Here is a 26,905-nt window from a genome sequence, read left to right on the forward strand (position 1 = left end):
TTCTTTATATTATTTTATCTAGCACAACAGGTTAACTTAAGTCAGGGATTCCCGGATTTTGATCCGCCGCAGGAGATCCTGGACGCGTTAAAGGAAGCGGCGGAGCATGGTCCACACCAGTATTCCATCACCTTTGGGGCGAAGAATTTCCGGGACGCGCTGGCAGAAATGTATACAAAGAAATTTGCCCGTGAGATCGATCCGGAAAAGGAGATCGTTGTGACCTGCGGGGGAACGGAAGCGATGATGGCGGCGATGATGACCGTGTGCAATCCGGGAGATAAGGTCGCGGTGTTCAGCCCGTTCTATGAGAACTATGGGGCGGACGCGATCCTCTCCGGGGCAGATCCGATCTATGTGCCGCTTGTGCCGCCGGATTTCCATTATGACAGCGAAGCTCTGGAACGGGCGTTTCAGGCCGGTGCGAAGGCACTGATCCTATGTAATCCGTCGAATCCCTGTGGAAAAGTATTTACGATGGAAGAGATGGAGGAGATCGCGGAGCTCGCAAAGCGGTATGACGCCTTTGTGATCACGGATGAGGTGTACGAGTACATTATCTACGGTGAGAACCGCCATATCTCCATGGCTGCTTTGCCCGGAATGTATGAGCGGACGATCACCTGCAGCTCCCTCTCAAAGACATACTCCATGACCGGATGGAGACTCGGCTATCTGATCGGACCGGAACATGTGATCGAGGCGGCGAAGAAGGTCCATGATTTCCTGACCGTAGGCGCTGCGGCACCGCTTCAGGAAGCGGCAGTCACTGGTCTGAAATTTGGACCAGAGTACTATCAATGGTTAAAGGATCTCTACACAGAAAAGAGAGATTATCTCTGTGGAAGGTTGGAGCAGATGGGACTTTCCCACACGACACCTCAGGGCAGCTATTTTGTTCTCGTGGATATCTCGGGATTTCTTGAGAAGCCGGGGTTTACCGGCTGGACAGATTTGGAATTCTGTGAATGGATGATAAAGAATTACGGTGTGGCAGCTGTGCCGGGTTCCAGCTTCTTTAAGGAGCCGGTAAACAATTACATCCGTCTGCATTTTTCCAGAGGGAAAGAGACGCTTGAGGCGGCTGCTGACCGTCTGGAAAAGATGGCAAAAGATTACGGATTTTGTTAGTTATCCCTTTTGTTTCTGTTTCGGACGTACTTTAAGATCAGCGCGTAGCCGTAGAGCATCACCGGGATGACGATGACGCAGAACAGGAGCGCCAGGATGACATTCTCCGGGCCACCGGTGAAGGTCAGGACGATGAGGGCGAGGAAGACCGCGGCGATGATGAGGATCCCGGCCCAGGCGAAAAATCGTTTCATATATTTAGGTTCCTTTCATGTACATACTTTGAGTTCCTGCTTAGTATAAGGTATTTTAAAGCGGGATTCAAGATAATGAGGCATAAAGAATGTAATTCCGGTTCCGGAAGGAAGATTTTTGAACAGAATATATCGTAACCATTCAGCAGGTCTGCGCACTTGCTGCGCTGACCGTAAGAAAACATAGGCCGGAAGACAAAAATCCCATCAGCAAAGCTGATCTGAAATGGATTTTTGCGCGTAACTATGAAGGTACTGAATAGTTACCAGCATTTGATAAAAACGGAAAGGAGGAGTGACCATGAAGAAAAAACGAACACTTATCCTGATCGGCGCTGTCGGCATCCTGCTTGCTGTGCAGACTATAACATCTTTCGCTGCGGATGGAAAATGGACGCTCACGGATGCCGGTTACACCTTCACATACTCGGATGGGCGCAAAGCCCGGGGTACCTGGGAGGATATCGACGGCGAGTGGTACCATTTTGACAGAAACGGAATCATGGAGACCGGATGGAAGACGGTGGGAAACATCCGTTACCATTTCAACCAGGACGGTTCCCTCTCCGAGGGCTGGCAGTACGACGGTCCGGGCGGCGGAAACTGGTACTACTATGATTCCGCGGGGAACGCGAAGATCCAGTGGTTTCAGGATAAGGGAAACTGGTACTGGTTTGACTCGGACGGAAAGATGAACAAGGAAGCTGTCCGCACAATAAAAGGAAAGACATACGCGTTCCGCCCGGATGGAAGCATGCGGGTAAATGAGTACGCGGGCTTTTCCTACACCGACTACGACGGACAGCCGGATCCGGCGGGGGATATTCTGGCGGTCAACGCGGATGGAACGGCGAAGACGGTGAGCGAGGCCGAGAAAAATGAGATCGCCGTGTATATCAACGCCTTCCCGGATGGTTGGAGAAAGAAGTTCCGGGATGACGGATGGAGGTTTGTGTACTGTCCGTCGGGCGGGGCATATAGAACCTTCAAAGATAAGAGGGGAAACGTACTCTATTCCTGCAATTATTCTCTGGATGAGGAGAAGAAAGAACTCCGGTTTTCGAAAACGGATGCCGTGAAGGGCGGATTCGGGGCGTATGTCTATGAAAATTCCGGGGATGAGATGAAGAAAGACCAGTTCCCAAAGGCGGCGAGGTACCGGTTTGCGGAGATCGCCCAGGCGACGGGCCTGCCGGAAGGCGCGAAGAGAGAGTATGACGTGATCTTTGGAGCGCTGTTTCATATATATCAGGACCCGGATGTCTGGAACGCGCTGAAAGCAAAAGCTTCAGATATTACTTGGACTATCGAGCGGATCGCGGATAACCGGTCGGCGGATGGACGTCTGGACTTAGAGTAGGAAAATATAATACTTTGAGGCGAAACTGCAAAGCAGGCAAAAATGAAAGTAGAACATACGTACGAATAAACTTTGGTTTCACTTGACGAACACCACACAATCTGTTACTATACACATATAACAAATGGAATACTATGATACCGGAAACGCATAAACGGTCCCGGCATCAAAAATATTAAGAAAAAAGATGGTGATCAAATGGTACTGAAGATCGATTTTGACAGCGAAGAAGCACTCTATACCCAGCTCTGCAACCAGATCATCTGCGGCATCGCAATGGATGTGCTTCACGATGGGGATAGTCTCCCGTCGGTGAGACAGCTTGCAGATGAGATCGGAATTAACATGCATACAGTCAACAAGGCATATGCTGTATTGAAACAGGAAGGATTTCTGCGCCTGGACCGCAGACGCGGGGCCGTGATCGCCCTGGATATGGATAAACTGCGGACGATGGAAGAGATGAAGAACGACCTCGCGCTGATCGTTGCCCGGGGAATCTGTAAAAATGTCGGCAGAGATGAGATCCACAGCCTTGTAGACCAGATCTATGATGAGTTTGGCGGACAGGCGTAAAGGAGGGGCAGTATGCTTTGTGAACATTGCAAAAAGCGGGAAGCAACCGTAAAATATGTGGAAGTGATCAACGGCGTGAAGACAGAGCACAACCTCTGTACCCAGTGTGCCGCCCATGCGGACCTTGGACAGTTCTCAGCTCTCTTTGAGGGAGAATTCCCGTTAGGAAAACTTCTCTCCGGACTTCTTGGAACCCAGGAGACGGAGGAAGAAGATGAAAAGTACTCCGGCGTCGTGTGCCCGACCTGCGGAACGACTTATGAGGAATTTGTAAAGGACAGCCGGTTCGGATGCCCGGACTGCTACAGCGTGTTTGATCCTCTGATCAGCGACAATATCCGTCATCTTCAGGGCAGCGAAAAGCACGTCGGAAAGCGTCCGGCGGGATACCGGTCCGAGATGGAAGAAATGAACGGGACGGGAACTACTGGAGAGGATCCGGTGAATATTCCGGAACTCTCAAAGGAAGAGAAGATCCGCCTGATGGAGACGAGATTAAAAGACGCGGTGCGCCGGGAAGAGTACGAGGAGGCCGCGAAGCTCCGGGATGAGATCCGGGCGTTGAAAGAGGAGAGACAGAATGGATAAATGGTATGAAGTACCGGGAAAAGCAGGTACAAATGTGATCTACAGCCGTGTCCGTCTGGTTCGAAATCTGAAAGAGTATCCGTTTCCTGGCCGCCTCACCAAGGAGCAGAGCGCGGAACTTTCGGAGAAGCTTCTCGGCGGACTCACCGGCATCGCGTCCATGGACCAGATGCAGTATCGGTTTACACACTTAGAGCGGATGGGCGACCTGGAAAAAACAGCGCTTTTAGAGCGCCGGGCGATCAACCGCAGTGTAATAAAGAAGAAAGACCCGACGGGAATGATCCTGTCGGAGGACGAATCAACGGCGATCCTCCTAAATGGGGATGATCATGTGCGAATCCAGACGCTGCAGACGGGGCTGACCCTGGAGCAGCTTTACGAGAGAGCAGATAAGATCGATGACTATATCAGCGAGCGTTTTGATTACGCCTTCGATGAAAAATACGGCTACCTGACCTCGTTCCCCACAAACGTGGGCACAGGACTTCGGGCAGCGGTGGTCCTGCACCTGCCGATGCTGTCCAAGAATAAAAATTTCAACAGTCTCGTTGCGGATATGGGCCGGTTCGGGACCCAGGTCCGGGGCGTGTACGGTGAGGGCGCGGAGAACTTCGGCTCCCTGTACCAGATCTCAAACCAGAAAACCTTAGGACAGACGGAGCGGGAGATCATCGATATCGTCAGGAAGGCAGCCCAGGAGCTGGATGCCCAGGAACGGCGGGTACGCCGGGAATACCGTCAGAGAAAGCCGGTGCAGGCGGCCGATGAATGCTATAAATCCTACGGCGTCTTAAAGTACGCGAGACGGCTGACGAGAAAAGACGGAATGGAATTCCTGTCCCAGATCATGACAGGAATCACGGATGGGATCTTAAAAGTGAAGGAACCGTACTCTGTATACGGTCTGATGCTGGGGATCCAGCCTGCGAACCTTTTGAGTCTGGCGGACCGCCCGCTTGACAAGGATGAGCTGGATGCCGCCCGGGCAGAGTTCCTGAGAAGGCGGCTGCCGGAGATCATAGAGATAGAAAATTAGTTGACTGTTCGGCAGATCTGCGCTTTTGCTGCACCGACCGAAAGAAAACATAGGCAGGAAGGCATAATTTTAATCGGCGCAGTTGATTTGGAATGGAGTTATGTTCGTAACTATGAATGGATTGAATGGTTGCGCAGTTGACGGAAAAGTTCAGGAGGAAATTAGAACAGATGGCACAATATACAGAAAAAGCCCAGGAGGCACTGGTTCTCGCCGGTGAAGCGGCGGAGGATATGGGTTCCCCTGTGATCGGAACGGAGCACATCCTGGTCGGGCTGATCGAGGAGGGAAGCGGTACCGCTGCCATGGTCCTCGAGGCCAACGAGGTGAAGCTCGACAGACTGCTGGCTCTTGTGGAGCAGCTTGTCTCTTCCTATCAGAATACAGCCACCAAAGAGCGGGACGGCTACACTCCAAGCGCGAGACATGTGCTGGAAAACAGCTATAAAGAGGCTGTCCGGTTTCATGCGCCGTTAATCGGTACAGAGCATATTCTGATGGCATTATTAAAGGAATCGGACTGTGTGGCAGTCCGCCTGTTAAACACCTTAAATATCAACATTCAGAAGGTCTACATCGACCTTTTATCCGCTATGGGTGAGGACGGAAACGCAGGAAAAGAGGACCTGGCCCAGGGACGCCAGCAGCGGGGCGGACAGAGCGCCACACCGACACTTGATGCCTACAGCCGCGACCTTACAGTCCTCGCAAAAGAAGGAAAACTGGATCCGGTCATCGGCAGGGAGAAGGAGATCCGCCGCGTGATCCAGATCTTAAGCAGAAGAACAAAAAACAACCCGTGCCTTATCGGAGAACCAGGTGTCGGAAAGACGGCTGTGATCGAAGGTCTCGCGCAGCTCATCGCTTCCGGCGACGTCCCGGATACGATCCGCGGAAAACGCGTGGTGATCCTTGACCTCTCCGGCATGGTAGCGGGATCCAAGTACCGCGGTGAGTTCGAGGAGCGCATTAAAAATGTGATCAACGAGGTGACAGAGGCGGAGAACGTCCTCTTATTTATCGACGAGATCCACACGATCATTGGCGCAGGCGGAGCGGAGGGCGCGTTAGACGCGTCTAACATCTTGAAACCATCCCTGGCCCGCGGTGAGATCCAGCTCATCGGTGCTACGACGCTTGAAGAGTACCGGAAATATATTGAAAAGGACGCGGCATTAGAGCGCCGGTTCCAGCCGGTGACCGTGGAGGAGCCGACGGAGGACGAGGCGTTCCAGATCTTAAAGGGACTCCGCCCGAAATATGAGGAACATCACCATGTGACGATCACCGACGCGGCCTTAAAGGCGGCAGTGCGCCTCTCCGCCCGCTATATCAACGACCGGTTCCTGCCGGACAAGGCCATCGATGTGGTGGACGAGGCGGCCTCCAAGACGAGACTGACCGTCTATGTGGAGCCGAAGGGAATCAAGACTCTCGAGGAGGAGATCAAGAAGCTCGAGAAAGAGAAAGAGGACGCGATCCGTGACGAGGCATATGAGCTCGCCGGTGAGATCAAGAAGAAACAGGTCTCAAAGCGGGAGAAGATCCGCAAGCTGAAGGAGAAATGGGAGAGTGAGAAGGAGAGCCGGGAGCTGACCGTCGACGAGAATGACATTGCAGACGTGATCTCCGGCTGGACAAAGATCCCGGTGAGCAAGCTGGCGGAAGGCGAGACGGAGCGTCTCTTAAAGCTGGAATCCATTCTCCATGAGCGCGTGGTCGGGCAGGACGAGGCGGTGGTTGCCGTCGCGAAGGCGATCCGCCGCGGAAGAGTCGGCTTAAAAGACCCGAAGCGCCCGATCGGTTCCTTCTTATTCTTAGGACCCACAGGTGTCGGAAAGACGGAGCTCTGCAAAGCCCTTGCGGAGGCCATGTTCGGAACGGAAAACGCCCTGATCCGCGTTGATATGTCAGAGTACATGGAGAAGCACAGCGTCTCCAAGATGATCGGATCCCCGCCAGGATATGTGGGATACGAGGGCGGCGGGCAGCTGAGTGAAAAAGTCCGCAGAAACCCGTATTCTGTGATCCTCTTTGATGAGGTGGAGAAAGCCCATCCGGATGTTTTCAATATTCTTTTACAGGTGCTGGACGACGGTCACATCACGGACTCCCAGGGCCATAAGATCGACTTTAAGAATACCGTTATCATCATGACCTCCAATGCGGGCGCCGAGAACATCATCGCGCCGAAGCAGCTTGGATTCATGTCCCAGGACGATGAGAAGGTCCGCTACCAGAGAATGAAGACCGGCGTCATGGACGAAGTGAAACGGATGTTCAAGCCAGAGTTCTTAAACCGTATTGATGACACCATCGTGTTCCATCCGCTGACGAAGGATCACATGAAGGAAATCGTGACGATCCTCTTGAATGTCCTCGCAAAGCGGACAAAGAATCAGATGTCCATCCGCTTAAATGCCGGGGATGACGTGAAGGAATACCTTGTGGAAAAGGGATACGACGAGAAATACGGCGCGCGACCGCTTAAGCGCACGATCCAGAACCTCATCGAGGATAAGCTCGCGGAGCTGGTCCTGGAAGGAAAAGTGCGGGAAGGCGATTCCGTGAAGATCACCTGCAAGGACGGAGAACTGAAATTTTCAGCAAGACATCCACAAACTGCTGGAAAAACTTCCGCCAGTGTGGTAAAATCATAGGCACGACGTAACGGTTAGAAGGGACGGATGCCTGTGACCGTTACCTATTACAATAGCAATAGCAATAGGGAAAATTTAGTCCTTGTTGAAACACACAAAAGGAGAGTAAGCATTATGTCAGTAATCAACGAACTGATCCGCACAGAGGCAAATGGAACCTTAAGCTTCGGAAACTACAGCCTCGCGGCAAAATCCAAGGTAGAAGACTTCGAGCACGAAGGTGATCTTTATAAAGTTAAGACATTTAAGGAAATCACAAAGTTAGAAAGAAACGGAATGTTCGTTTACGAGTCCGTTCCAGGAACTGCAGTAACAGAATTTGCAGTGACCGATACAACCGTTACCTTCAAGGTTGAGGGCTTTGAGGATGCCCAGATCACCGTACAGTTAGAGGACGACTGCGAGTACGAGATTTACGAGGACGGCGTTGGCGTCGGCGGAATGAAGACAAATATGAGCGGCAAGCTGAGTCTTTCTGTCGAGCTCAATGAGGGCAAGGAAGTAGAAGTTAAGATTGTTCGCAAGTGATCAGGAAATTGAAGATTGCTGCTGGCCGGGGTATGGACGGTAGTATTTTATGGCGCTCCGAGGGATGAACTTCGGAGCGTTTCCTGTTTTATGAAATATTTCTGTTCACCAAGAAAGCATTGCACAAAGGTCGTGCGAATTCACGCAGGAATATCGATTGGCGCAGGCAGTCAGGTAAGGCAGCTAAACGTATCATGGCATTTTGACTATAAAAAGGGAGAATATTGTGGCAAAAGCAAGAAACACAGCTTTTTTCTGTAAAGAGTGCGGCTATGAGTCCGCAAAGTGGCTCGGACAGTGTCCGGTGTGCAAGGAATGGAATACATTTGTTGAGGAGCCGGTGGCCCAGGCGAAAAAGGCACCGTCGGGGCAGATCGCCGCGGTGGGAGCCGGAAAGACGGCGGTCCCGGTCCATATCTCGGAGATTTCTCTCGATGAGCAGGACAGGACGCCCACAGGCTTCGGGGAGCTTGACAGGGTCCTCGGAAGCGGGATCGTGAAGGGAAGTCTCGTGCTTGTCGGCGGTGATCCGGGAATCGGGAAGTCGACGCTGCTTTTACAGGTCTGCAGAAACCTCGCCGGGGCGGGAAAACGTGTCCTCTATATCTCCGGTGAGGAATCCTTAAAGCAGATCAAGATGCGCGCAAACCGCATCGGGATGATCACAGGAGACCTTTTATTCCTCTGCGAGACGAACCTCGATACGATCCATGGCGCCATCGAGAGGTCGAAGCCGGACATTGTGATCATCGACTCGATCCAGACCATGTTCCGGGAAGATATTTCTTCTGCACCGGGCAGCGTGAGCCAGGTCCGGGAGTCCACGAACCTTCTGATGCAGATCGCGAAGGGATACGGGGTGACGATCTTTATTGTCGGACATGTGACGAAAGAGGGCGTGGTGGCAGGTCCCCGGGTGCTGGAACATATGGTGGACACGGTGCTCTACTTTGAGGGGGACAGAAACGACGCCTACCGGGTCCTCCGGGCGGTGAAGAACCGTTTTGGTTCCACGAACGAGATCGGCGTGTTTGAGATGGAGGAGAAGGGGCTTTCGGAGGTGCTGAATCCGTCGGAGATGCTGATCTCCGGGCGGCCGAAGGAGGCGTCGGGGGCGGTTGTTGCCTGCTCCTTAGAGGGAACGAGGCCGATCCTTCTGGAGGTCCAGGCGCTCGTGACCGCAACAAATTTTGGTATGGCGAGACGGACGGCGAACGGAGTGGATTACAACCGGATCAATATTCTGCTTGCGATCCTGGAGAAACGCTGCGGCTTCGCCATGAGCCGGTATGATGCTTACGTGAATATCGCGGGTGGAATGAAGATGAATGAACCGGCCCTGGACCTGGCGGTGGTGATGGCACTCGTGTCGAGCTTCAAAAACCGGGAAGTGGATCCTGGAATGCTGATCTTCGGAGAGGTAGGTCTCTCCGGCGAAGTAAGAGGCGTCTCCCAGGCTGCCCAGAGAGTGTCCGAGGCTATCAAGATGGGCTTTACGAGCTGCCTGCTGCCGAAATCGAATCTGGAGAAGCTGAAGGATGAGAAACGGATCAGGCTGATCGGGGTGGAGAATGTGAGAGAGGCGATACAGTTGATCTGATGTTGGCTGGGTGGTGCGATCTTCTTGTTTTCATTTGCAATGAAAACAAGAAGCATATGCCGCCTGTTCAAACTGGCAAAATAAATTTTCAAATTAGTGTTGACAATTAAAACATTTCATGCTATTATAATGGAGCATTAAGTGATGAGCAACAAAATATAGGGGAATAGTTCAATGGTAGAGCAGCGGTCTCCAAAACCGTAGATGGGGGTTCGAGCCCCTCTTCCCCTGCTTCTGATGTACCGGAAAATTTCGATTTTCCGGTTATTTTTTTATACCGGAAAAGAGGCAGATCAGTTTGGAGAAATTATCTAATGGATTGATAAAAAAGCGTCCGCGGATCCAGGGTGCCGCATGGCGGCGGCTGGACAACACGGCGAAGCTCTTCGCGGCGGTGTCCGGGGAGGACTTGAGCAGTGTGTTCCGGATCGCGGCGGTCTTAAAGGAGCCGGTGGAGCCGGAGCTTTTGCATAAGGCTCTTCTTCTGACGCTTCCGGAATTTGAAAACTTTCGAGTAAAGCTTCGAAAGGGCTTTTTCTGGTACTATTTTGAGACAAATAACCGGGATCCGGTGGTGGAGGAGGAGCAGAGTGCGCCCTGCCGCTTTATCGATCCCCACCGGGGCGGGAGGTTTCCATTCCGCGTGAGTTACTATGGCTGCCGGATCAACTTTGAGGTGTTCCATGGCCTTACAGACGGTCTTGGGGCGGTGGGGTTTGTCTCGCGGCTCACGGAACATTATCTGGAATTAAAGAATGGTCTTCCAACGGAGATAAGGAAACGTGAGTTTTCTCCGATGAGGGCGGATGATTATCTCCGTTATTATAAAAAACTGCCCCACAAGCGCTACGAGAGCCGGCCTGCGATCCAGGTGAGCGGGGAGTTTCTTCCCTTTGACCAGATGGCGGTGCTCCATGGGACGTTCCATGTGGATGACCTTAAGAAACGCAGCAAAGAGGTGGGAGTCAGTATCACGAAATACCTGGCGGCAGCCCTTTTGTGGTCCATCATCCAGACCGAGACAGACGGAAAAGAGATGAAGCATCCGGCAGCGTTAAATCTTCCGGTGAATCTGAGAAGTTTTTTCGAGTCGGAGACGTTAGCAAATTTCTTTGCGGTCATCAATATCTCCTGGTCGGAGCGGCGGGCACCGGAAAGCTTTTCGGAGGTCCTGGAGGCGGTGAGCCGCCAGATGGACGAACAGATCGTGAAGGAGCGCCTGGAGAAGACGATCTCCTACAATGTGGGGAACGAGAAAAAATGGTATGTGCGGGCGATCCCACTGTTTGTGAAACACCTGGCGATGCAGATGATCTTTCTGCATAGCACCCGCGCCCATACAATGACATTTTCAAATATCGGGCGGATGGATGTCCGGGAGGAGCTGCGGGATCAAGTGGAATCTTTCCAGCTCCTCGTGGGCGCGTCCCCGAAGCAGAGGATGAAGTGCGGGGCGGTTGCCTATGATGGAAAACTCTGCCTCTCCTTTGCCAGCGCTATGGCGGAGAACCGGCTGCCGGAGTATTTCTTCCGGTTTCTGGAAAAGCAGGGGATCCCTGTGGAACTCGAGAGCAACGGGATTTACGACCGGGAACATGACAAAGGGCGGTATCCGGTGGTCGGCGGCGATAAGAATAAGATAAAGAGGGCTGTCAGGCTCTTCTATATTTCCCTGGCTGTCGTCTCGGTCCTTGCGGGGGTCGTAAATCTCGCCACTTACCGGCAGATCCCGTTCAAATGGGCATTTCTCACCTGGGGAGCGGCGGCCTATGTGGCGATGACGCTGCGGTTTTCCGTCATGCGTCACGCCAGTATGTCCGGGATCCTGGTGCGGCAATGCCTGGGAATCCAGGCGATCCTGCTGCTGGTCGACACGATGACGGGGCTGCACGGCTGGTCCGTGGACTACGCGATCCCTTGTGTGGTGCTGTTTGAGGTGGCGGCGATCCTGCTCATGCTGCTTGTAAACCGCATGAACTGGCAATGCTATTTCATGTACCAGATCGCGGTTACGTTTTTGAGCTTTGTGCCGCTTGTGTTCCTAAGGATCGGATGGACGAAGCATCCGCTGCTCACGGTGATATCGGTGGTAATCTCGGTGAGCGCGCTGGTGCTTACGATTCTATTGGGAGATAGAAGTGTGAAGAGAGAACTGCGCCGGCGGTTTCATGTTTGAGAAAGAACAGAGCGAAAAAGAACAGTTCCAGAAACACGCAGAATAAAGAAGGAGATGAACTATGAGCCGGAAAGAAGTCAGCATGATCGGGAATCTGACCCGGGACATGATGAGGGATGTGATGGAGACATCCTTAAAGAAGCCGATCCAGACGGGAGAGTTCCGGAAAAATCCGGTGGAACCGGCCTGGAGATGTCCGGGTGACTATATTTATGAACTGGTTCCCACAGAGAAATTTGTGATGGAATATTTAAAGCCGAAGCAGGCGGTCACAGGCCGTGTGGTCTTACAGCTCCACGGTGGCGGCTATATTGGTCCGATGAAAAACATTTATCGCCGGTTTGCGGTAAAATACTCGGAACTGGGTCTCGGTGCGGATGTCCTGACACCGGACTATCGCGTCGCGCCGGAACATCCGTTCCCTGCGGCGCTTGAGGACGCTGTTTACGCTTACAAATGGCTTTTAAACGAGAAGAAATACGACCCGGAACAGATCGTCATCGCGGGAGACTCCGCGGGCGGCGGACTTGCCCTGGCGCTCTGCCTCTACGCGAAGGACCACGCCCTGCCGCTCCCTGCGGGCATCATCACCATGTCCCCGTGGACGGATGTGACCCTCAGCGGAGCGTCCTATGAGGAGAATTACACGATCGATCCCCTGTTCGGAAATTCGAAGGAAAATATGCTCTACCAGTGCAGCTATATCGGGAACGCGGACAAGAAAGACCCTTATCTTTCCCCACTTTTCGGAAACTTCGAGGGATTCCCGCCGATACTGATGCAGGTCGGCGCCTACGAGGTCCTCTTAGATGACACGAGGGCCGCCGCAAAGAAGGCGAGGGCAGAGGGAGTAAAGGTCCGCTGCTCCGTCTATGACGGAATGTTCCACGTCTTCCAGATGGGCCTCGACCTGATCCCGGAGAGCCGCGAAGCCTGGGAAGAAGTCGGAGAATACCTGCGCATCGTCTACCACATCCGCCGCGACCAGGAGGGAAAAGTCGTAAAAAAGGTGAAGACGAGGCGAAGAGATACCGAAGAGCGGGCGAAAATGAATCTTTTGGCATTTTTAAAACGGGAGCTGAAAAGCAAATGATTATTAAAAAGCCTTCTTTCTTAAGTTTTCATGAAGCCGTGCTTTTTCCAGCCCTTAGCGCTTGCGTTATCCTGAAAACCCCTGTATAATGACTTTAGCTGATAAAAACCCATAAAGGAGTGGATTTCAAATGAAATTAAAGAAAGTTATGCTCATGGCAGCTCTCGCTGCAGCAATTGGCAGTGTAAATATGGTGACTGCTCTTGCGGATGAGAACGAGACAGAGGCAAAGTACGGTTGGGAAGGCAGCGGAAATACTTGGCGCTACTATGATTCCAACGGAAACTTAAAGAGCGGCTGGATCAAGGCTGAAGATGGTGATGGACGCGGAAATGATGTGTGGTATTATATCGATCCGTCCACAAACCTTATGATCTATAATACAACAAGAACCATCGACGGCGTATCCTACACATTCAGCGATGACGGAAGCTGGGTTGCTCCGGTTCAGACAGCGCCGAAGGGACACGTTACAGGCGGAAGATACTATAATACATGGTCTAACCTCTGCATCCCGCAGATCATCGGAACAACAGAGTCTGATTTCGAGGCAGCTGACCAGTACACAGGCGGCGAGTATGCGGCAATCGGAAGCCCGTCCCTGACACATGATCTCTATATGAGTACAGACTTCGGCGACGTAGAAGTCTACTACCTCAATATGAAGAATAAGCAGGATATGGATGCCCAGACATTTGCAAATACTCTTGCAGGAATCGAGAAAGGTCAGAAAGGTCAGGCTACAACAGCTGAGACTGTGACGATCGCAAACCAGCAGTACTCCAAGGTAACAGTAAGCGGAAAGAAGACATCAAGAACGTACTACTGCCGCAAGCAGGACGGCTATATGGTAGTTGTCCAGACAACTGGAAGAACCAAAGATGTAGCTTCTCTCAACAGCATCGTTATGAGTATGACAACAGCACAGTAATTAAATAAGACGTGACATTTGCCCCCGGCCCCGATGGCTCTGGGGGCTTTTTAATATTGTTTTTGAGAAAACGAAAGTCTTAAATAAAGCATGCCGCATAAAATATTCAGAATGGGATCTGTCTTTCAGAAACGGCATGGAAAAATGCGGGACAGACAGAATATAGAATGGATGTGGCGCGGCAGAGATGGAAGATCAGAAGGCGGAAAATCTATTGAATCTGGCACTTTCTGTCCCTGAGGAGACGAGGGAGCGGACAGAAGAGCTGAACGTGGGATATGACAGGGTGGAGCGGACATGGGAGATCATCGTGAAATACCATGGGAACCTGGAGAGCACTTTGAATGAGCAGTTTCCGGGTGTCTCCGGAACATACCTTTTAAGCAGCTTTGCGATCCTGCGTGTCCCGGAGCGGGATGTCCCGGGGGTGATCGCACTTCCTGAAATTGAATACGCGGAAAAACCAAAGAGGCTGTTTTTTGCCCTGAACCGGGCGAGGGCGGCCTCCTGTTTTCTTCCGGTGCAGACAGGGACCGATGGGCTTACGGGAAAAGGTGTCCTGGTGGCGGTGATCGACTCGGGAATCGACATCTTTCATGAAGACTTCCGGAATGAGGACGGAACCACGAGAATCCTGTATTTGGATGACCAGATCAGTGGGAAAACATATGAAAGGCGGGAGATCAATGAGATCCTGCGGGGAGAGAATAAATCCGGCGGAACAGGCGGTCTTTCCCTGGATACCAGCGGCCATGGCACGGCGGTGGCGGGGATCGCGGCTGGAAACGGGAGAACAAGCGGCGGACTGTACCGCGGGGCGGCCTATGAGAGTGAACTTATCATTGTCCGTCTCGGAATCCCGGATTCAGTTGGATTTCCGAGAACCACGGAACTCATGCGGGGGATGGATCTCGCGGTGCGGAAAGCTCTGGAACTGGGACGCCCCATGGCAGTGAATCTGAGCTTTGGAAATACATATGGATCCCACGACGGCGGCGGACTTTTAGAGCGGTACCTCGATTCTCTTGCACAGATGGGGCAGTTTGTCTTCGTCACAGGATCGGGAAATGAGGGGGACTCCGGGGGACATGCGAGACCTGTGATCGAACCCGGGAAGATCACGGAGATCCGGCTCTCTGTTGGGACATACGAGACGGGATTCGGCATGCAGATTTGGAAAAACTATGAGGACGGGATGCGGATCTTTCTGAGGGATCCCTTTGGCGGTGCGGAGATCGAGCTTGTCCCGGTGAGGGGAACGGACCGGATCCGGGTCGGAGAGACGGAACTTTTGATCTATTACGGGGAACCGTCCCCTTTTAATGCGGCCCAGGAGATCTATATTGAGTTTGTGCCGGAAAGAACTTATGTGGAGAGCGGGATCTGGACATTCCGATTCCTCGGGACAGGGGATGAGGAGACGGCAGCGGATCTCTGGCTTCCCTCCGCGGCGGCAGTCGGGCGGGACACGGAATTTTTGGAATCGTCGCCGGATACGACCCTGACGATTCCCTCCACGGCGTTCCGACCGGTGACGGTGGGCGCCTATGACAGCGGGACCGGAATCTATGCCCCGTTTTCTGGCCGCGGGGACACCAGGGTCTATCGCGCCCAGAAGCCGGACCTCGCCGCCCCAGGGGTGGGAATCATGGCCCCGGACCGGAACGGCGGCTATTCCCCTGTCACTGGAACATCCTTCGCGGCGCCCCTTGTCACCGGGGCCGCGGCGCTTCTCATGGAGTGGGGGATCGTCAGGGAGAATGATCCGTATCTTTATGGGGAGAAGGTGAAGGCGTACTTAAGAAAAGGAGCGAGAAGACTTCCTTCTGAGCTGGCCTATCCGAATCCGAGGCTGGGATATGGAGCGCTCTGCGTGGCGGACAGTCTGCCGAAATAATTTGTAAATTTTCTTGAAAATTTCTAATAAGAGATATATTATAGAAACATATACAAAATAGAACTTGGATTTTTAAGAGATGAGGCATAAATACTTTTAAATCTTAATGGAAATCTGAATTCAAATGAGGGATGCCGGGGATCATTGCGGAGAATCATCCCAGAAAAATTTCCGACAGTACAGAAAAATTGAATCATGAGGAGGAAAAAGCTATGGAAGCGTTGTTTCAGGCCGTAAATGTCATATGCGGAAAGATCCAGATCGTCTCGAACCTGTTCTGGGATTTCCCGACGAACTTTGACTGGTACGCGAATATCCCGATCCTCGGAAACTTCAGTCTGGCGATCATCCTTTTAGTGGGAACAGGAATCTATTTTACATTCAGACTCCGGTTTATCCAGGTGCGGAAATTCCGCCACGGACTCCATGTCCTGATGAGACAGAAGAGCAGCGGCACAGGAATCTCATCCCTGGCGTCATTCCTCCTGTCGACGGCCATGCGTGTCGGCCCCGGAAATATCTTAGGCGTCACCGGCGCGATCTCCACCGGCGGTCCGGGCGCCCTGCTCTGGATGTGGATCTCCGCCTTCTTTGGTATGTCCACAGCTTTCGTTGAGGCGACACTCTCCCAGATCTTTAAGGAGAGAAAAGATGATGAGTATGTGGGCGGCCTGCCGTATTACGGAAGAAGACTCTTAAAGAATGCGGCATGGGCAGGAGCGGCGCTCAGTGTCCTCTACATTATCTATGCGTTCCTCTGCTTCCCGGCCCAGGGCTTCAACACGATCTCCGCGGTGGGAGCGATCGCGGGCGTATTTACGGGAACCGTCATCGAGACAAACTCCGCCCTGTACTGGATCTCCTTCGCGGTCCTCATCGCGGCGACGGCGGTCATCAGCTTTGGTGGAATCAAGAAGGTGACAAAGGTTACAGACCTCTTAGTTCCTGTGATGGCAGTGATCTATATCCTGACAGTCATTCTTCTCATCGTATTTAATATCCCGAGAATCCCGTGGTTCTTCGGAGCAGTATTCTCCGAGGCTTTCCGGCCGGAAGCAGTCTTCGGCGGTGCCTTCGGTATCGCGCTGAGCCAGGGAATCAAGAGAGGCCTTATGTCAAATGAGGCTGGACAGGGAACGATCACCATGCCGGCAGCGGCGGCGGACGCAAAGCATCCCTGTGACCAGGGCTGTGTCCAGGCGCTTGGCGTTTTCTTAGATACCATCGTGATCTGCACCCTGACAGGATTCGTCGTTGTCATGGGAAGAGTGTGGCTCACGGAGGACAGCGCAGCATGGTTTGAACTCGGAAAACTTGACAGGTTCTTAGCATCCTGCGGAGCGCTCACCGGGAACGGAACGATCTATCACCTCGTGACGATGCTCGTCAGCGTCTGCTTCGGTCTGTTCGCGTTTACCTGCCTTGTGGGATTCATGTCCTTCACGGAAATGTGCGCGAACCGGATCTCCACGAGACCTGCCTTTATTAACACGATCCGCGTGCTCTGCCTGGTAGTCATCTCCTTCGGCGTTATCACGAACATTGCGGGCATGGACTTAAGTGCCCTGTGGGATCTCAGCGATTTCGCGAATATCCTCATGGTATACTGCAACCTGCCATTACAGTACATAGGCTTTAAGTATGTGCTCCGGGCATGGGAACACTTCGAAAAGAACGATGGAACCGCATTCACATCAAAGATCGCCGGAATCGATGTTACGGTGTGGGATGAGCGGGCAAAGATGAAATAAGAGAAAAAAGATGCCGCCCGGTGGATTCAGAAAGAAACGCAGAGCGGCATTACTATGCGGATAATAACAGAACCAAAGTACAGGAAGCAGGGCAGTTAAAAGACCTGCGGGAAGCTTCCATATTATATTAAGTAGAAACGGATTCCGGACAGTGGAAAAAGAGGCTGCCGGATCAGCCGTCAGCCTTCTCCCAGAAATCCCTGAGCGCAAAGCGGCAGACGCTTTCCACGAAGGTCTTCGCGTCATATTCATCCGCCAGCTCTAAATAAGATCTTAGCGTCGTCAGATAAAAGCTGGACATAAACGAAACATAGAGTGGGAGCGGGATCTTTAACCGAACGCCCTGGTTCTCGCCCTGCCAGCCGCTCTCCGTGAGGATCTTCGCCAGGTCTCCCTGGATCGTGAACATCAGGGAGCCGTTTTTGTTCGTCTGGTAGATCCGGCGGTAGAGAGTGATATTCTCATCCACCTGAGCGATCAGATATTCTAAAAACTGACGCAGGGAATCGGTGCTTTTAAAGTAGATCAGATCCTCCACCGGGCGGAGTCCCTCAATGTACATGTTCACGCAGTAGTGCAGAAGATCATATTTGTCCTCAAAATACCGGTAGAACGTGGACCGGGAGATCATGGAGACCCGGCAGAGATCAGTGAGGGAGATCTTCTCAAAAGGCATTTCCGCCAGAAGGTCCAGGAGCGCCTTCATCAAAAGCAGGTAGGTCCTGCGGACAGAAACATGTTCTTCCTGGATCGGTAATTTTATCATAAACTACAAAACTCCTCTATCCATTCCAAATTGGACAAAAAGTGATAATTTGTCTCATTTGGTACACTTTTCAAAAATTGGTTCTTGAGTATTTTAGCATAAACATAGATAATATTGCAAGTGAAAAGGAAAGAAAAAAGCGGAGGCGATCATATGATCCGAAGAAGAGAAGTACGAAGAATGGCAGCGATCCTCTGCATGATCACGGGAATGACAGCAGTTCCCGCATATGCGGCAGCTCCGGAGACATTCGGAGCGGTACCGGGATGGAATCAGATCTCGGGAAAGTGGTACTACCTTATGGAAAACGGTGCCTGGAGCACAGATTTTATAGAAGATGAGAATACATGCTACACGTTTACAAAGGACGGGACGCTGTCCTATGCGCGGAAAACCCCGAATACGCAGGGCGGCGCGTATCCTGTATACGTGCTGGATCAGAAGGAACAGGAACTCTTTGATGATATGAATGATGAGAAGAGCGACCTGTTTTTTGACACTTATCCGGAGGCGGAGGATGATTACGACAACGGGGATGTGGAGTTTTATGATGGACGCGCCACATTTGTCCTCGACATGGATCTCCGCGATATCGCAAAGGCAAGACTTTCTTCCGCGATGGAAAAGGGATATTCCAAGAGCAAAAATACGATCCCGGGAGAGGGAACCGTAAGCGATTACGTAAAGACAGCATTTCCGGAGCGAAAGAGTGCCACATTTTTTGAGATGTACCTCTGGGGCCCTGAGGAGACATACGATCCGTATGATTCTGTCATGATCCGGATGCAGGAAAAATTCGACCGGAAGGACGATAAAAAATATTCCCTGGAATACTACCGCAGAATGGGAATTGCCCATGAAAACCAGAATGGAAAGGACTATTACATGGTGGTTCTGGAACGGTAGGAATGTGGACGGTGACGGAAAATGACCTGTGTGGGGACTGAACAGTTACGGACAGGGAATATAAGGAGAGAAGACATGGGAGAGAAAATAAAAAACATGTTCCGCGGGCATAAAGAAAAGAAAAAGAACCAGAACGGCGGCTTTTCCTACATGCTCGCGTCATTTATCATCCATAAACGCGGCTGGATCGAGTCGGTCTTCGTGATCGGCTGCCTGCTCTCGCTTTTGACGATGAACTTTGTAAATGTAAACTATGACCTGACGAAATATCTTCCGGAAACGGCGGAATCCGCTATCGGACTTGACGTTATGCGTGATAAGTTCGGTTATCCCGGAACGGCGCGGGTCATGGTGAAGGACGTCTCGCTGTACGAGGCGAAGCAATATAAAGATGAGATTGCCGATATCGATGGCGTGGACCAGGTCTTATGGTGCGACAGCACGGTAAATATCTATGCCGGTGAAGACTTCATTGATGAGAGTGAGATCAAGGATTATTACAAAGACCGGAATGCGGTCTACGATATCACATTTGTGGAGGAGAGTGATTCCACCCGAACCTCCACTGCCATCGACGAGATCAAGGATCTCTTAGGGGACAAAGGATGCTACGTCGGCATGGCGGTCCAGAACAAATCCATGACAGAGTCCATGGCAAGCGAGATGAGCAAGATCCTCGTTGTGGCGGTGATCATGATCTTCGCTGTGCTTTCCGTGACGACAACGGCATGGACGGAACCGATATTATTCCTGTTGGTTATGGGCGTCGCTGTCCTGCTTAATAAGGGAACGAACATCTTTATCGGAACCGTCTCGTTCCTGACGGAAAACGTGTCGATCATCCTGCAGCTGGCAACATCCATGGACTACTCGATCTTCCTGCTTGACGCGTTCATGAACTACAGAAAGCAGGGAATGAACGAGGAGGACGCGATCATCAACGCCGTTCAGGAGGCGATCAATTCCATCTTCGCCAGCAGCCTGACGACAGTCGTCGGCTTCTTGGCCCTTGTGACGATGAAGTTCTCCATCGGATTTGACTTGGGTCTTGTCCTGGCGAAAGGTATCGTATTCAGCTTGCTGACAGTCGTCTTCTTCATGCCGGCGATGATCCTGAAGTTCGCGAAGCTCAATGAGAAGACAAAGCACCGTTCCTTTATGCCGGATTTCCACGGACTTGGAAAAGCGATCTACCGGATCCGTCCCATCGTGTTCGCGGTGATCGTCCTCGTGACACCGCTTGCATACACGGCCCAGGGCCTGAACGATTTCCTTTACGGAAACGACTCCATGGGTGCCTCGGAGGGAACACAGGTTTATGAAGATGACCAGCAGATCACGAAGATCTTCGGCCGAAGCAACATGCTGCTCGCCCTCTATCCGAACACATCGGAGGTCAATGAGCGGGCCATGGCGAAGGAGATCAAGGATCTATCCTATGTAAAGAACGTTACAGCTTTAGCGGATACGCTGCCGGAGGGGATCCCGGAAGAGTTTCTCCCGAAGTCCACGGTGGAGCTCTTACATAAAGACGGCTATTGCCGGATGCTGATCTACACGAGAACGAAGACCGAGAGTGCCGAGGCATTCAAGGACTCCGACGCGATCCAGGAGATCGTAAAGAAGTATTACCCGGAAGGAAGCTATCTCGTCGGTGAGACTCCGTCCACCCAGGATATCAAGTCCTTCATCGTAAAGGACTATGAGAATGTAAATGTTCTGTCCCTGGCGGGCGTATTCCTCGTCGTCATGATGAGCTTCAAGTCGGCTGTCATGCCGATCCTCGTCATCATTCCCATCGAGGTGGCGATCTTCATCAACATGGCGATGCCGTATTTCCAGGGTGTCGAGATGGTGTACATGGGTTATATCATCGTCAGCAGTATCCAGCTGGGTGCCACGGTCGATTACTCGATCCTGCTTGCAAACAACTACCTGGCGAAGAGAAAGACGCTGCCGAAGAAAAAGGCATGTGTGGAGGCCATCGCAGCGTCCTGTTCCTCGATTTTTACTTCCGGATCCATCATCACGCTGGCCGGATATATCGTGTATATGATCTCGTCCACAACGGCCATCGCGGACCTGGGACACCTGATCGGACGAGGCGGACTGTTCAGCCTTGTGCTGGTACTGACGGTGCTTCCGCTGCTGTTAACATTATTTGACAATTTTATCGTCGGCGAGAAACCGGCGGCAGCTCTTGCGAGACGCCTGCACCGCCGTGTGAAGAACCAGAGAGAGAAGAGACGTTCCGGAAAGAACGGGGACGAGACAGAAGAGAGTACAGATGAAGGCGGAGATCCCTACGAGGACGATGAGAACGAGGCGGCGGCCAGCAGGGAATCGGAGCCGGAATTGACAGATAGAGAAGAAATGGAGGAGAACGGTGATGAGACAGAAAAATAGAAGGATCATGGCAGCGGGCATGGCGGCTGTCACACTCTGCACCAGCCTTGTTTCTGCGCCGGTCTATGCGGCAGAGGCGTCTGTGAGCGTCGATGAAGCGATGTACGTGAACCTGGATTACTATGGTTCCGTTGATAAGGTGAATGTCGTGAAGGGTGTGAGCTTAAATGGTCTCACAAGCTTTACGGATTATGGAAATTATCTTGATGTGACAAATATGACCAACAACACAGCTCCGGAGATCAGTGACGGAAAGGTCACATGGAATCTCCCGGCGGACACCAAGGGATATTTCTACTATAAGGGAGCGATCGATAAGGACGCGGTGACACTTCCGTGGACCATGGATGTGTCCTACAAATTAAACGGCGTCCCGACGGACGCTGAGAAGCTTGCGGGTGCTTCCGGTCTGGTGGAGGTACATGTGACAGCGACACCGAATGAGGCGGCGAGAGATTACTATAAGAACAATATGATGTTAGTGGTAGCGATGCTTGTTGATATGAGCAAGTGCTACAGTGTGGAAGCGGAAGATTCCCAGACCCAGAGCCTCGGTTCCCAGACCGCGATCATGTACACGGCGCTTCCGGGCGAGGAGGGCGATTACACGATCCGCATTGGCAGCGACAAGTTTGAGACCTCCGGTGTCATCATGGCGATGGTTCCGGGAACGGTAAAAGACTTAGAGCACATCGTTGACCTGAAGGACGCCAAGGACACCTGGAAGGATGCCGGTGACCAGTTATACGACAGCATGGACCAGATGGCGGCTTCCGTCGAGGCCATGAGAAGCGGCGTCAACGAGCTGCGCCAGGGCTTAAATGAGGCGGAGAGCGCGAGAGGCGTCATCAGCGGTTCCAAGGACGAGATCCTGGACAGCAATGACCAGACACTGGCTTCCCTGACGGCGCTCTCCGAGCAGCTTGGAACCATCGTTCCGTATATCCAGACTGCAAAGGATGCCTCCGAGGTTGCCCACAACAGCATGACAGACGTTGTCAACACACTCGGAAACATGCAGGAGCCGATCCGCAGACTGGACACGAGCTTACGGGGCTTAAGGGATAGCTCTGAGGGCGCGTCCGGCAGTATTGGAAACGTAGTCGCTTCCGTTCAGCTGATCAAAAAGCTTGACACACAGCTTCAGCAGAGCGTTCTGGAGTTTATCAAAAACCTGGCTTCTGCCCAGGAGTCCATGCAGGACGCGATCGCAGATTACTGCAACGGTGAGGCAGGGGATGAAGATACCCAGGCACTGGCAGCGGCAGCAGCGGGAGCAGACACCTCCGCCGGACATGCGGGAATGCTGAATGCCCAGGAACTTATCGGAATCTTAAAGCAGAAGGAGAAAGCGCTCCGCCAGGTGGCTTCCTCCAGCAATGCCCTTGTGGCAGATACAGCAGATATGCTCGACGATGTATCCAATACATCAAAATACCTGGCACAGACCACAGACCAGATGGACTATCTGATCGAGGATGTGAAGGCGTTAAAGGACTCCCTGGATGTGTATTACCCGGATCTCCAGTCAGCCCTGGATGATTCCGGGGAGCTCGTAAACCGAACCACGGATGCCCTTAATAAGAGCACGGATTCCCTGACTCTGGTACAGAATACCGTCCGTGCCAGCGCGGACAGCCTTGACGCGGCGGCGAAGGACTCCATCAAGGGAAGTTTGAATGTCCTCGACAAGAGTTTAAGCGTCCTCGACAGCACCAGCTCCATGAGAAAGGCCGGCCGGACTATGAAGGACACCATGGACAATGAGTGGAACGACATGGAGGACGACAACAATTTCTTAAATATGGATCCAAACGCGGAGAAGGTTTCCTTCACTTCCGATGAGAACGCGGAGCCGAACACCCTGCAGATCATCATGAGAACCGAGGAGATCAGCGTGGACGATGACGCGGAGCTTCTCGATGCGGAGACAGCGAAGGCGGATGTGAACCCGCTTGAGAGAATGTGGAACATGCTGGTCCAGATGGTCAGGGCGATCATTGAGATCTTTAAGAACAGATAATGAAAGAATATCTGACGGATTTGTGCAGGAGGATGTACGGCAGAATTGTTCTGCATGGACGTTTTTCTGCACAAACTGGTATATGAGGGGATAAAGAGAAGCGAGTGGAAGAACTTCTTACGGGAAGGAGAAGACATGAAAAAATTTGGAAAGAAGATTGCGGGATTTCTGCTGGCGGCGGTTCTGGCAGTGACTGCGGCGTTTCCGGCTTTTGCAGCCAGCAAGACAGCGGTCGGAAAGATATACCTGACCATCGACAGCACTGTGGGACTTAAAAATGACTCTGAGGACGTCACAGTGACGCCCTACGGGGATAATACAGATCTTTACTATGTAGATAACATTTATATCGAAAATAACGACGGAAACGGCTATACGGAGTCCAATCCACCGAAGATCACGGTGACGCTGGAGGTAGCAGACGAGGATCATTATTATTTCTCCGGGACAGCCTCAAAGGACTTCCGCCTGACACTGTCCGATTCCGCAAAAAACGGATACGGAAAAGCGGAGTACGTGAAGGCGGTAAAGAAAAATGACAGAAGTACCGTCGAGCTGACGTTCCGCCTGACATTCGATAAGAAAACCACCGCATCCACCACAAGTACCGTCAAGGCGCCCACAGGTGTGGCCTGGTCTCCGAACGCCTACGGAACGGGAACATGGTCAGCGGTCAGCGGGGCGAAATATTACCAGCTCCGCCTCTTAAAGGACGGCAGTCTCACGGGGGACGAGTTTACGATCTACGGAACGAAGTACGATTTTTCGAGACTGATGGGAACCTCTGGATCCTACAGCTTTGAGGTCCGCTCCGTGAAGTCCACAAACAACACGAAGAGCGCCTGGGTCCGCTCAGGGGAGATCGGATCCTACGCCGCAGGCTCCTGGAAGCAGAGCGCTGACGGCAGATGGTGGTGGGACTACGGTGATGGCACATGGGCGGCGGCAGAGTGGCTCTACATCAGCGGAAAGTGGTACTATTTCCGGGAGGACGGATATATGGCCACAGGATGGATCAGCCTGTACAACAAGTCCTACTATCTGGATCCGGTGAGCGGGGCCATGTATAAGAGCGGGAGGACGCCGGACGGGCTCTATGTGAATGAGAGCGGCGTGTATGTGCCGGGGATGTAAGACCAAAATCGGGATGATCCGTTCAGGGCATATAAAAGCTGAAGGTACTGATATGAAATTGTCATCAGGAGATAACAGAGGTCGAAAATCCGGTCTCAGCGGTCAAACCTGCGGATTTAACATCACAGACGCGTAGAATATTCCGTCTTTCCACCTAAATCTCGCGTCCCCGCTGTACCGCTCTGCGATCATGCGGATAGACTCCGTTCCAATGCCGTAGCCGGAGTGTTTTGTGGAAAGCAGCTTATCTCCGGACCAGTTCGGACTTCCGGAGCTGGTGTTGTCGGCGGTGATGGAGAGCATGGAGGAGCCGGTCTGGACTACATGGAGTCGGATGAAAGACTGGATCTCCGCATCGGTATCCGCGCAGGCGTCCACTGCGTTTTCCAGTAAATTTCCGACTAGAACACAGAATTCCGTTTCCGGGATCACCGGCGGGTCAGCCATCTGGATGGTGACCTGCATGGAGATCCCGTTTTTTTCTGCCTTTTCCGCGTAGAAGGAGAGGATCGCGTTGACTGCGTAGTTTTTGCAGTAGGTGCGGACCTCCTGGATCGGGAACATGTTTTCGTAATCGTTCAGATAATTTTTCAGGGAGGCGAGATCCCCGCGGTCGGCGCAGTCCCTGATGACGGCCAGATGCTGGCGGAAATCGTGCCTTGCCCGGCGGTTGTCCTGGATCCTGGCGGTGAGAAGGCTGTATTGGTCTGACTGGATCTCCAGGAGCTTTTCCATGGTCTCCGATTTTGCCGCGGCTTCTGCCTGGTCCTTAAAGAAGCGCAGGAGCATGATCAGCGTGTGGCTGATGAGGAACATGCAGACGAGCAGCAGGACTCTGGCGAAAAGGTCTGCCTGATCAAAATTCCCATCCCGGATATTGCCGGTGAGAAGGAAGATGATCATCGTGGCGGAAAATGGAAGAAGCCATGCGGTTTTCCAGATTGCAGGCGCCTGGATCGCGGAGAGACTGTCGATGATCTCTGTGAGCCGCTTTATCATAAACCGGGTGGTGAGGAGCACCAGGAGTAACGTAGTGACGCCGGACTGCCAGGTGTAGAATCCGCAGTGCAGAAACTGTCTGCAGATAAAAAAGGAGGAGGCGCGGATCACCATGAGGTAGTCAAGGACAAAGGTGTACTGGAATGTGACGATTCCGATGTTTGCCTGAACCAGATGGTAGAGAAAAAATCCCAGAATGGGAATCGCAAGATACTGTACAGATACGGCTGGAAACCCCGCATGGACCAGTATCGCGAAGACTGCCAGATATATGATCTCCGCAAGGGCAGAGAGCAGGATCGTTATTTTTCCCGGATAACGCAGATTCGTGTGAAACGGAAGATACGCGAATATGTGGAACGGATAAGTGCTGAAAAATTCATTAATAAGCAGTTCCGCCATACTGACCTCCCCGGACTTTCGAATAGGAATACTCAAGAAATTGCTCCCGCACATTCCGGTATTTCAGACGGCTGATAGGGATCTGGATCCCGCTTTTTAAGAGAAAACGGTCTTCTAAAAGCTTATCCACGTCCTCAAAGTTTACGAGGATCCCCTTGATGCAGTCGCAGAACCACGGATACTGGAGCAGAAGGGCGGAGAAATCCTTCTGGCTCATGGAGACTTCCATATCCTGCCCGTTCTTAAGGTGTATGAGAACCTGCCGTCTGACATACTCGGTGTAGGAGATATCGTGGACCGGGAGAACTGTCTTTCCAAAATGTGTTGCAACCTCCACCGCCCTGGTGCGTTCAGCATCCTGGAGCCCGCACCGGTCGAGGGCAGCGAACACACCGTTCTTTTCAATAGGTTTCAGGAGATAGAAGGATGCGCTCACGTCGTAGCTCTCCACGGCAAATTCAGGGGAGGTGGTGATAAAGATGATCCTGCAGCCATGATCCGCCCGCCGGATCCGCTTCGCCGTCTCCATCCCGGTGATGCCATCCATGTAGATATCAAGGAAGATGAGATCATACTTTCCGGCCGTAAACGCGCCCAAAAACTCTTCCCCGCTGGAAAAACGGTCCATTGCCCCCCACTGAAGCCTGTGCTGTTCCGCATATGTATCAATAAATCCGACAAGCCGGTCAGAATCCGTCTTTCGGTCATCGACGATCGCTATGTTCATGTTCGGTCGCTCCTTTGA

21 protein-coding genes and 1 tRNA gene are annotated in these 26,905 nt (G+C 52.3%); 18 read left to right on the plus strand and 4 right to left on the minus strand.

Annotated elements, in window-relative coordinates; all coding sequences use genetic code 11:
- Window positions 1-6 precede the first annotated feature (6 nt).
- On the plus strand, window positions 7-1,131 hold the full coding sequence (locus DXA87_RS08615; protein ID WP_117503989.1) for a pyridoxal phosphate-dependent aminotransferase: 1,125 nt from the start codon (window positions 7-9) through the stop codon (window positions 1,129-1,131).
- Here the strand turns inward: DXA87_RS08615 and DXA87_RS08620 are convergent.
- Window positions 1,128-1,325, minus strand: a complete 198-nt coding sequence (locus DXA87_RS08620; protein WP_015554695.1) for a hypothetical protein — start codon at window positions 1,323-1,325, stop codon at window positions 1,128-1,130. The two genes, DXA87_RS08615 and DXA87_RS08620, sit on opposite strands and share 4 nt — an antisense overlap.
- Window positions 1,326-1,626: 301 nt before the next feature.
- Between DXA87_RS08620 and DXA87_RS08625 the strand changes: the two genes are divergently transcribed.
- The 13 genes from DXA87_RS08625 (at window position 1,627) to DXA87_RS08685 (ending at window position 17,524) form a co-directional block, all read left to right on the plus strand.
- Window positions 1,627-2,685, plus strand: coding sequence for a hypothetical protein (locus DXA87_RS08625; protein WP_117503950.1), 1,059 nt, complete (start codon window positions 1,627-1,629; stop codon window positions 2,683-2,685).
- Between the two features lie 198 nt (window positions 2,686-2,883).
- Window positions 2,884-3,261 (plus strand): GntR family transcriptional regulator, encoded by a 378-nt coding sequence (locus DXA87_RS08630; protein WP_015554694.1) that lies wholly within the window; start codon window positions 2,884-2,886, stop codon window positions 3,259-3,261.
- Window positions 3,262-3,273: 12 nt separating this feature from the next.
- Window positions 3,274-3,849, plus strand: coding sequence for a UvrB/UvrC motif-containing protein (locus DXA87_RS08635; RefSeq protein ID WP_117469791.1), 576 nt, complete (start codon window positions 3,274-3,276; stop codon window positions 3,847-3,849).
- Window positions 3,842-4,888: an ATP--guanido phosphotransferase gene (locus DXA87_RS08640; protein WP_117503952.1), complete on the plus strand. Its 1,047-nt coding sequence runs from the start codon at window positions 3,842-3,844 to the stop codon at window positions 4,886-4,888. Before DXA87_RS08635 ends, DXA87_RS08640 begins: the two co-directional genes overlap by 8 nt.
- 170 nt (window positions 4,889-5,058) lie before the next feature.
- A complete protein-coding gene (locus tag DXA87_RS08645; protein ID WP_117469789.1) occupies window positions 5,059-7,548 on the plus strand; it encodes an ATP-dependent Clp protease ATP-binding subunit in 2,490 nt (829 codons plus the stop codon).
- A 114-nt stretch (window positions 7,549-7,662) separates the two neighbouring features.
- Window positions 7,663-8,076, plus strand: coding sequence for a hypothetical protein (locus tag DXA87_RS08650; protein WP_015554690.1), 414 nt, complete (start codon window positions 7,663-7,665; stop codon window positions 8,074-8,076).
- 226 nt (window positions 8,077-8,302) lie between these two features.
- Window positions 8,303-9,676, plus strand: coding sequence for a DNA repair protein RadA (gene radA / locus DXA87_RS08655; protein WP_117503954.1), 1,374 nt, complete (start codon window positions 8,303-8,305; stop codon window positions 9,674-9,676).
- A gap of 160 nt (window positions 9,677-9,836) precedes the next feature.
- Window positions 9,837-9,907: transfer RNA gene (locus DXA87_RS08660), tRNA-Trp, on the plus strand.
- 67 nt (window positions 9,908-9,974) lie between these two features.
- Window positions 9,975-11,852, plus strand: a complete 1,878-nt coding sequence (locus tag DXA87_RS08665; protein WP_117503956.1) for a DUF6320 domain-containing protein — start codon at window positions 9,975-9,977, stop codon at window positions 11,850-11,852.
- Between the two features lie 61 nt (window positions 11,853-11,913).
- The gene (locus tag DXA87_RS08670) at window positions 11,914-12,945 is read left to right on the plus strand and encodes an alpha/beta hydrolase (RefSeq protein WP_117503958.1); all 1,032 of its coding nucleotides are present in this window, start codon (window positions 11,914-11,916) and stop codon (window positions 12,943-12,945) included.
- Between the two features lie 130 nt (window positions 12,946-13,075).
- On the plus strand, window positions 13,076-13,876 hold the full coding sequence (locus tag DXA87_RS08675) for a hypothetical protein (protein ID WP_117484126.1): 801 nt from the start codon (window positions 13,076-13,078) through the stop codon (window positions 13,874-13,876).
- Between the two features lie 187 nt (window positions 13,877-14,063).
- Window positions 14,064-15,773, plus strand: a complete 1,710-nt coding sequence (locus DXA87_RS08680; protein ID WP_117503960.1) for a S8 family peptidase — start codon at window positions 14,064-14,066, stop codon at window positions 15,771-15,773.
- Between the two features lie 212 nt (window positions 15,774-15,985).
- The gene (locus DXA87_RS08685; protein ID WP_165859970.1) at window positions 15,986-17,524 is read left to right on the plus strand and encodes an amino acid carrier protein; all 1,539 of its coding nucleotides are present in this window, start codon (window positions 15,986-15,988) and stop codon (window positions 17,522-17,524) included.
- 172 nt (window positions 17,525-17,696) lie between these two features.
- On the opposite strand, the gene DXA87_RS08690 is transcribed toward DXA87_RS08685, so the two are convergent.
- Window positions 17,697-18,290, minus strand: a complete 594-nt coding sequence (locus DXA87_RS08690) for a TetR family transcriptional regulator (RefSeq protein ID WP_117484129.1) — start codon at window positions 18,288-18,290, stop codon at window positions 17,697-17,699.
- A 153-nt stretch (window positions 18,291-18,443) separates the two neighbouring features.
- On the opposite strand from DXA87_RS08690, the gene DXA87_RS08695 reads away from it, so the two are divergent.
- The 4 genes from DXA87_RS08695 to DXA87_RS08710 all read left to right on the plus strand — a co-directional run bounded on the left by DXA87_RS08695 (window position 18,444) and on the right by DXA87_RS08710 (window position 24,759).
- The gene (locus tag DXA87_RS08695; RefSeq protein ID WP_117503962.1) at window positions 18,444-19,196 is read left to right on the plus strand and encodes a hypothetical protein; all 753 of its coding nucleotides are present in this window, start codon (window positions 18,444-18,446) and stop codon (window positions 19,194-19,196) included.
- A gap of 75 nt (window positions 19,197-19,271) precedes the next feature.
- Window positions 19,272-21,602 (plus strand): efflux RND transporter permease subunit, encoded by a 2,331-nt coding sequence (locus tag DXA87_RS08700; RefSeq protein ID WP_015554682.1) that lies wholly within the window; start codon window positions 19,272-19,274, stop codon window positions 21,600-21,602.
- Window positions 21,586-23,625: a hypothetical protein gene (locus DXA87_RS08705; protein ID WP_117469725.1), complete on the plus strand. Its 2,040-nt coding sequence runs from the start codon at window positions 21,586-21,588 to the stop codon at window positions 23,623-23,625. The genes DXA87_RS08700 and DXA87_RS08705 overlap by 17 nt, the downstream gene beginning before the upstream one ends.
- 135 nt (window positions 23,626-23,760) lie before the next feature.
- Window positions 23,761-24,759: a hypothetical protein gene (locus DXA87_RS08710; RefSeq protein ID WP_117503991.1), complete on the plus strand. Its 999-nt coding sequence runs from the start codon at window positions 23,761-23,763 to the stop codon at window positions 24,757-24,759.
- 102 nt (window positions 24,760-24,861) lie between these two features.
- On the opposite strand, the gene DXA87_RS08715 is transcribed toward DXA87_RS08710, so the two are convergent.
- Both DXA87_RS08715 and DXA87_RS08720 read right to left on the minus strand, forming a co-directional pair.
- Window positions 24,862-26,160: an ATP-binding protein gene (locus tag DXA87_RS08715; RefSeq protein ID WP_158553058.1), complete on the minus strand. Its 1,299-nt coding sequence runs from the start codon at window positions 26,158-26,160 to the stop codon at window positions 24,862-24,864.
- Window positions 26,141-26,887, minus strand: a complete 747-nt coding sequence (locus DXA87_RS08720) for a LytTR family DNA-binding domain-containing protein (protein ID WP_015554680.1) — start codon at window positions 26,885-26,887, stop codon at window positions 26,141-26,143. Before DXA87_RS08720 ends, DXA87_RS08715 begins: the two co-directional genes overlap by 20 nt.
- Window positions 26,888-26,905 lie beyond the last annotated feature (18 nt).

Origin of the sequence: Desulfotomaculum sp. OF05-3 (assembly GCF_003435535.1) — a bacterium.
Classification (GTDB): domain Bacteria; phylum Bacillota; class Clostridia; order Lachnospirales; family Lachnospiraceae; genus Pilosibacter; species Pilosibacter fragilis.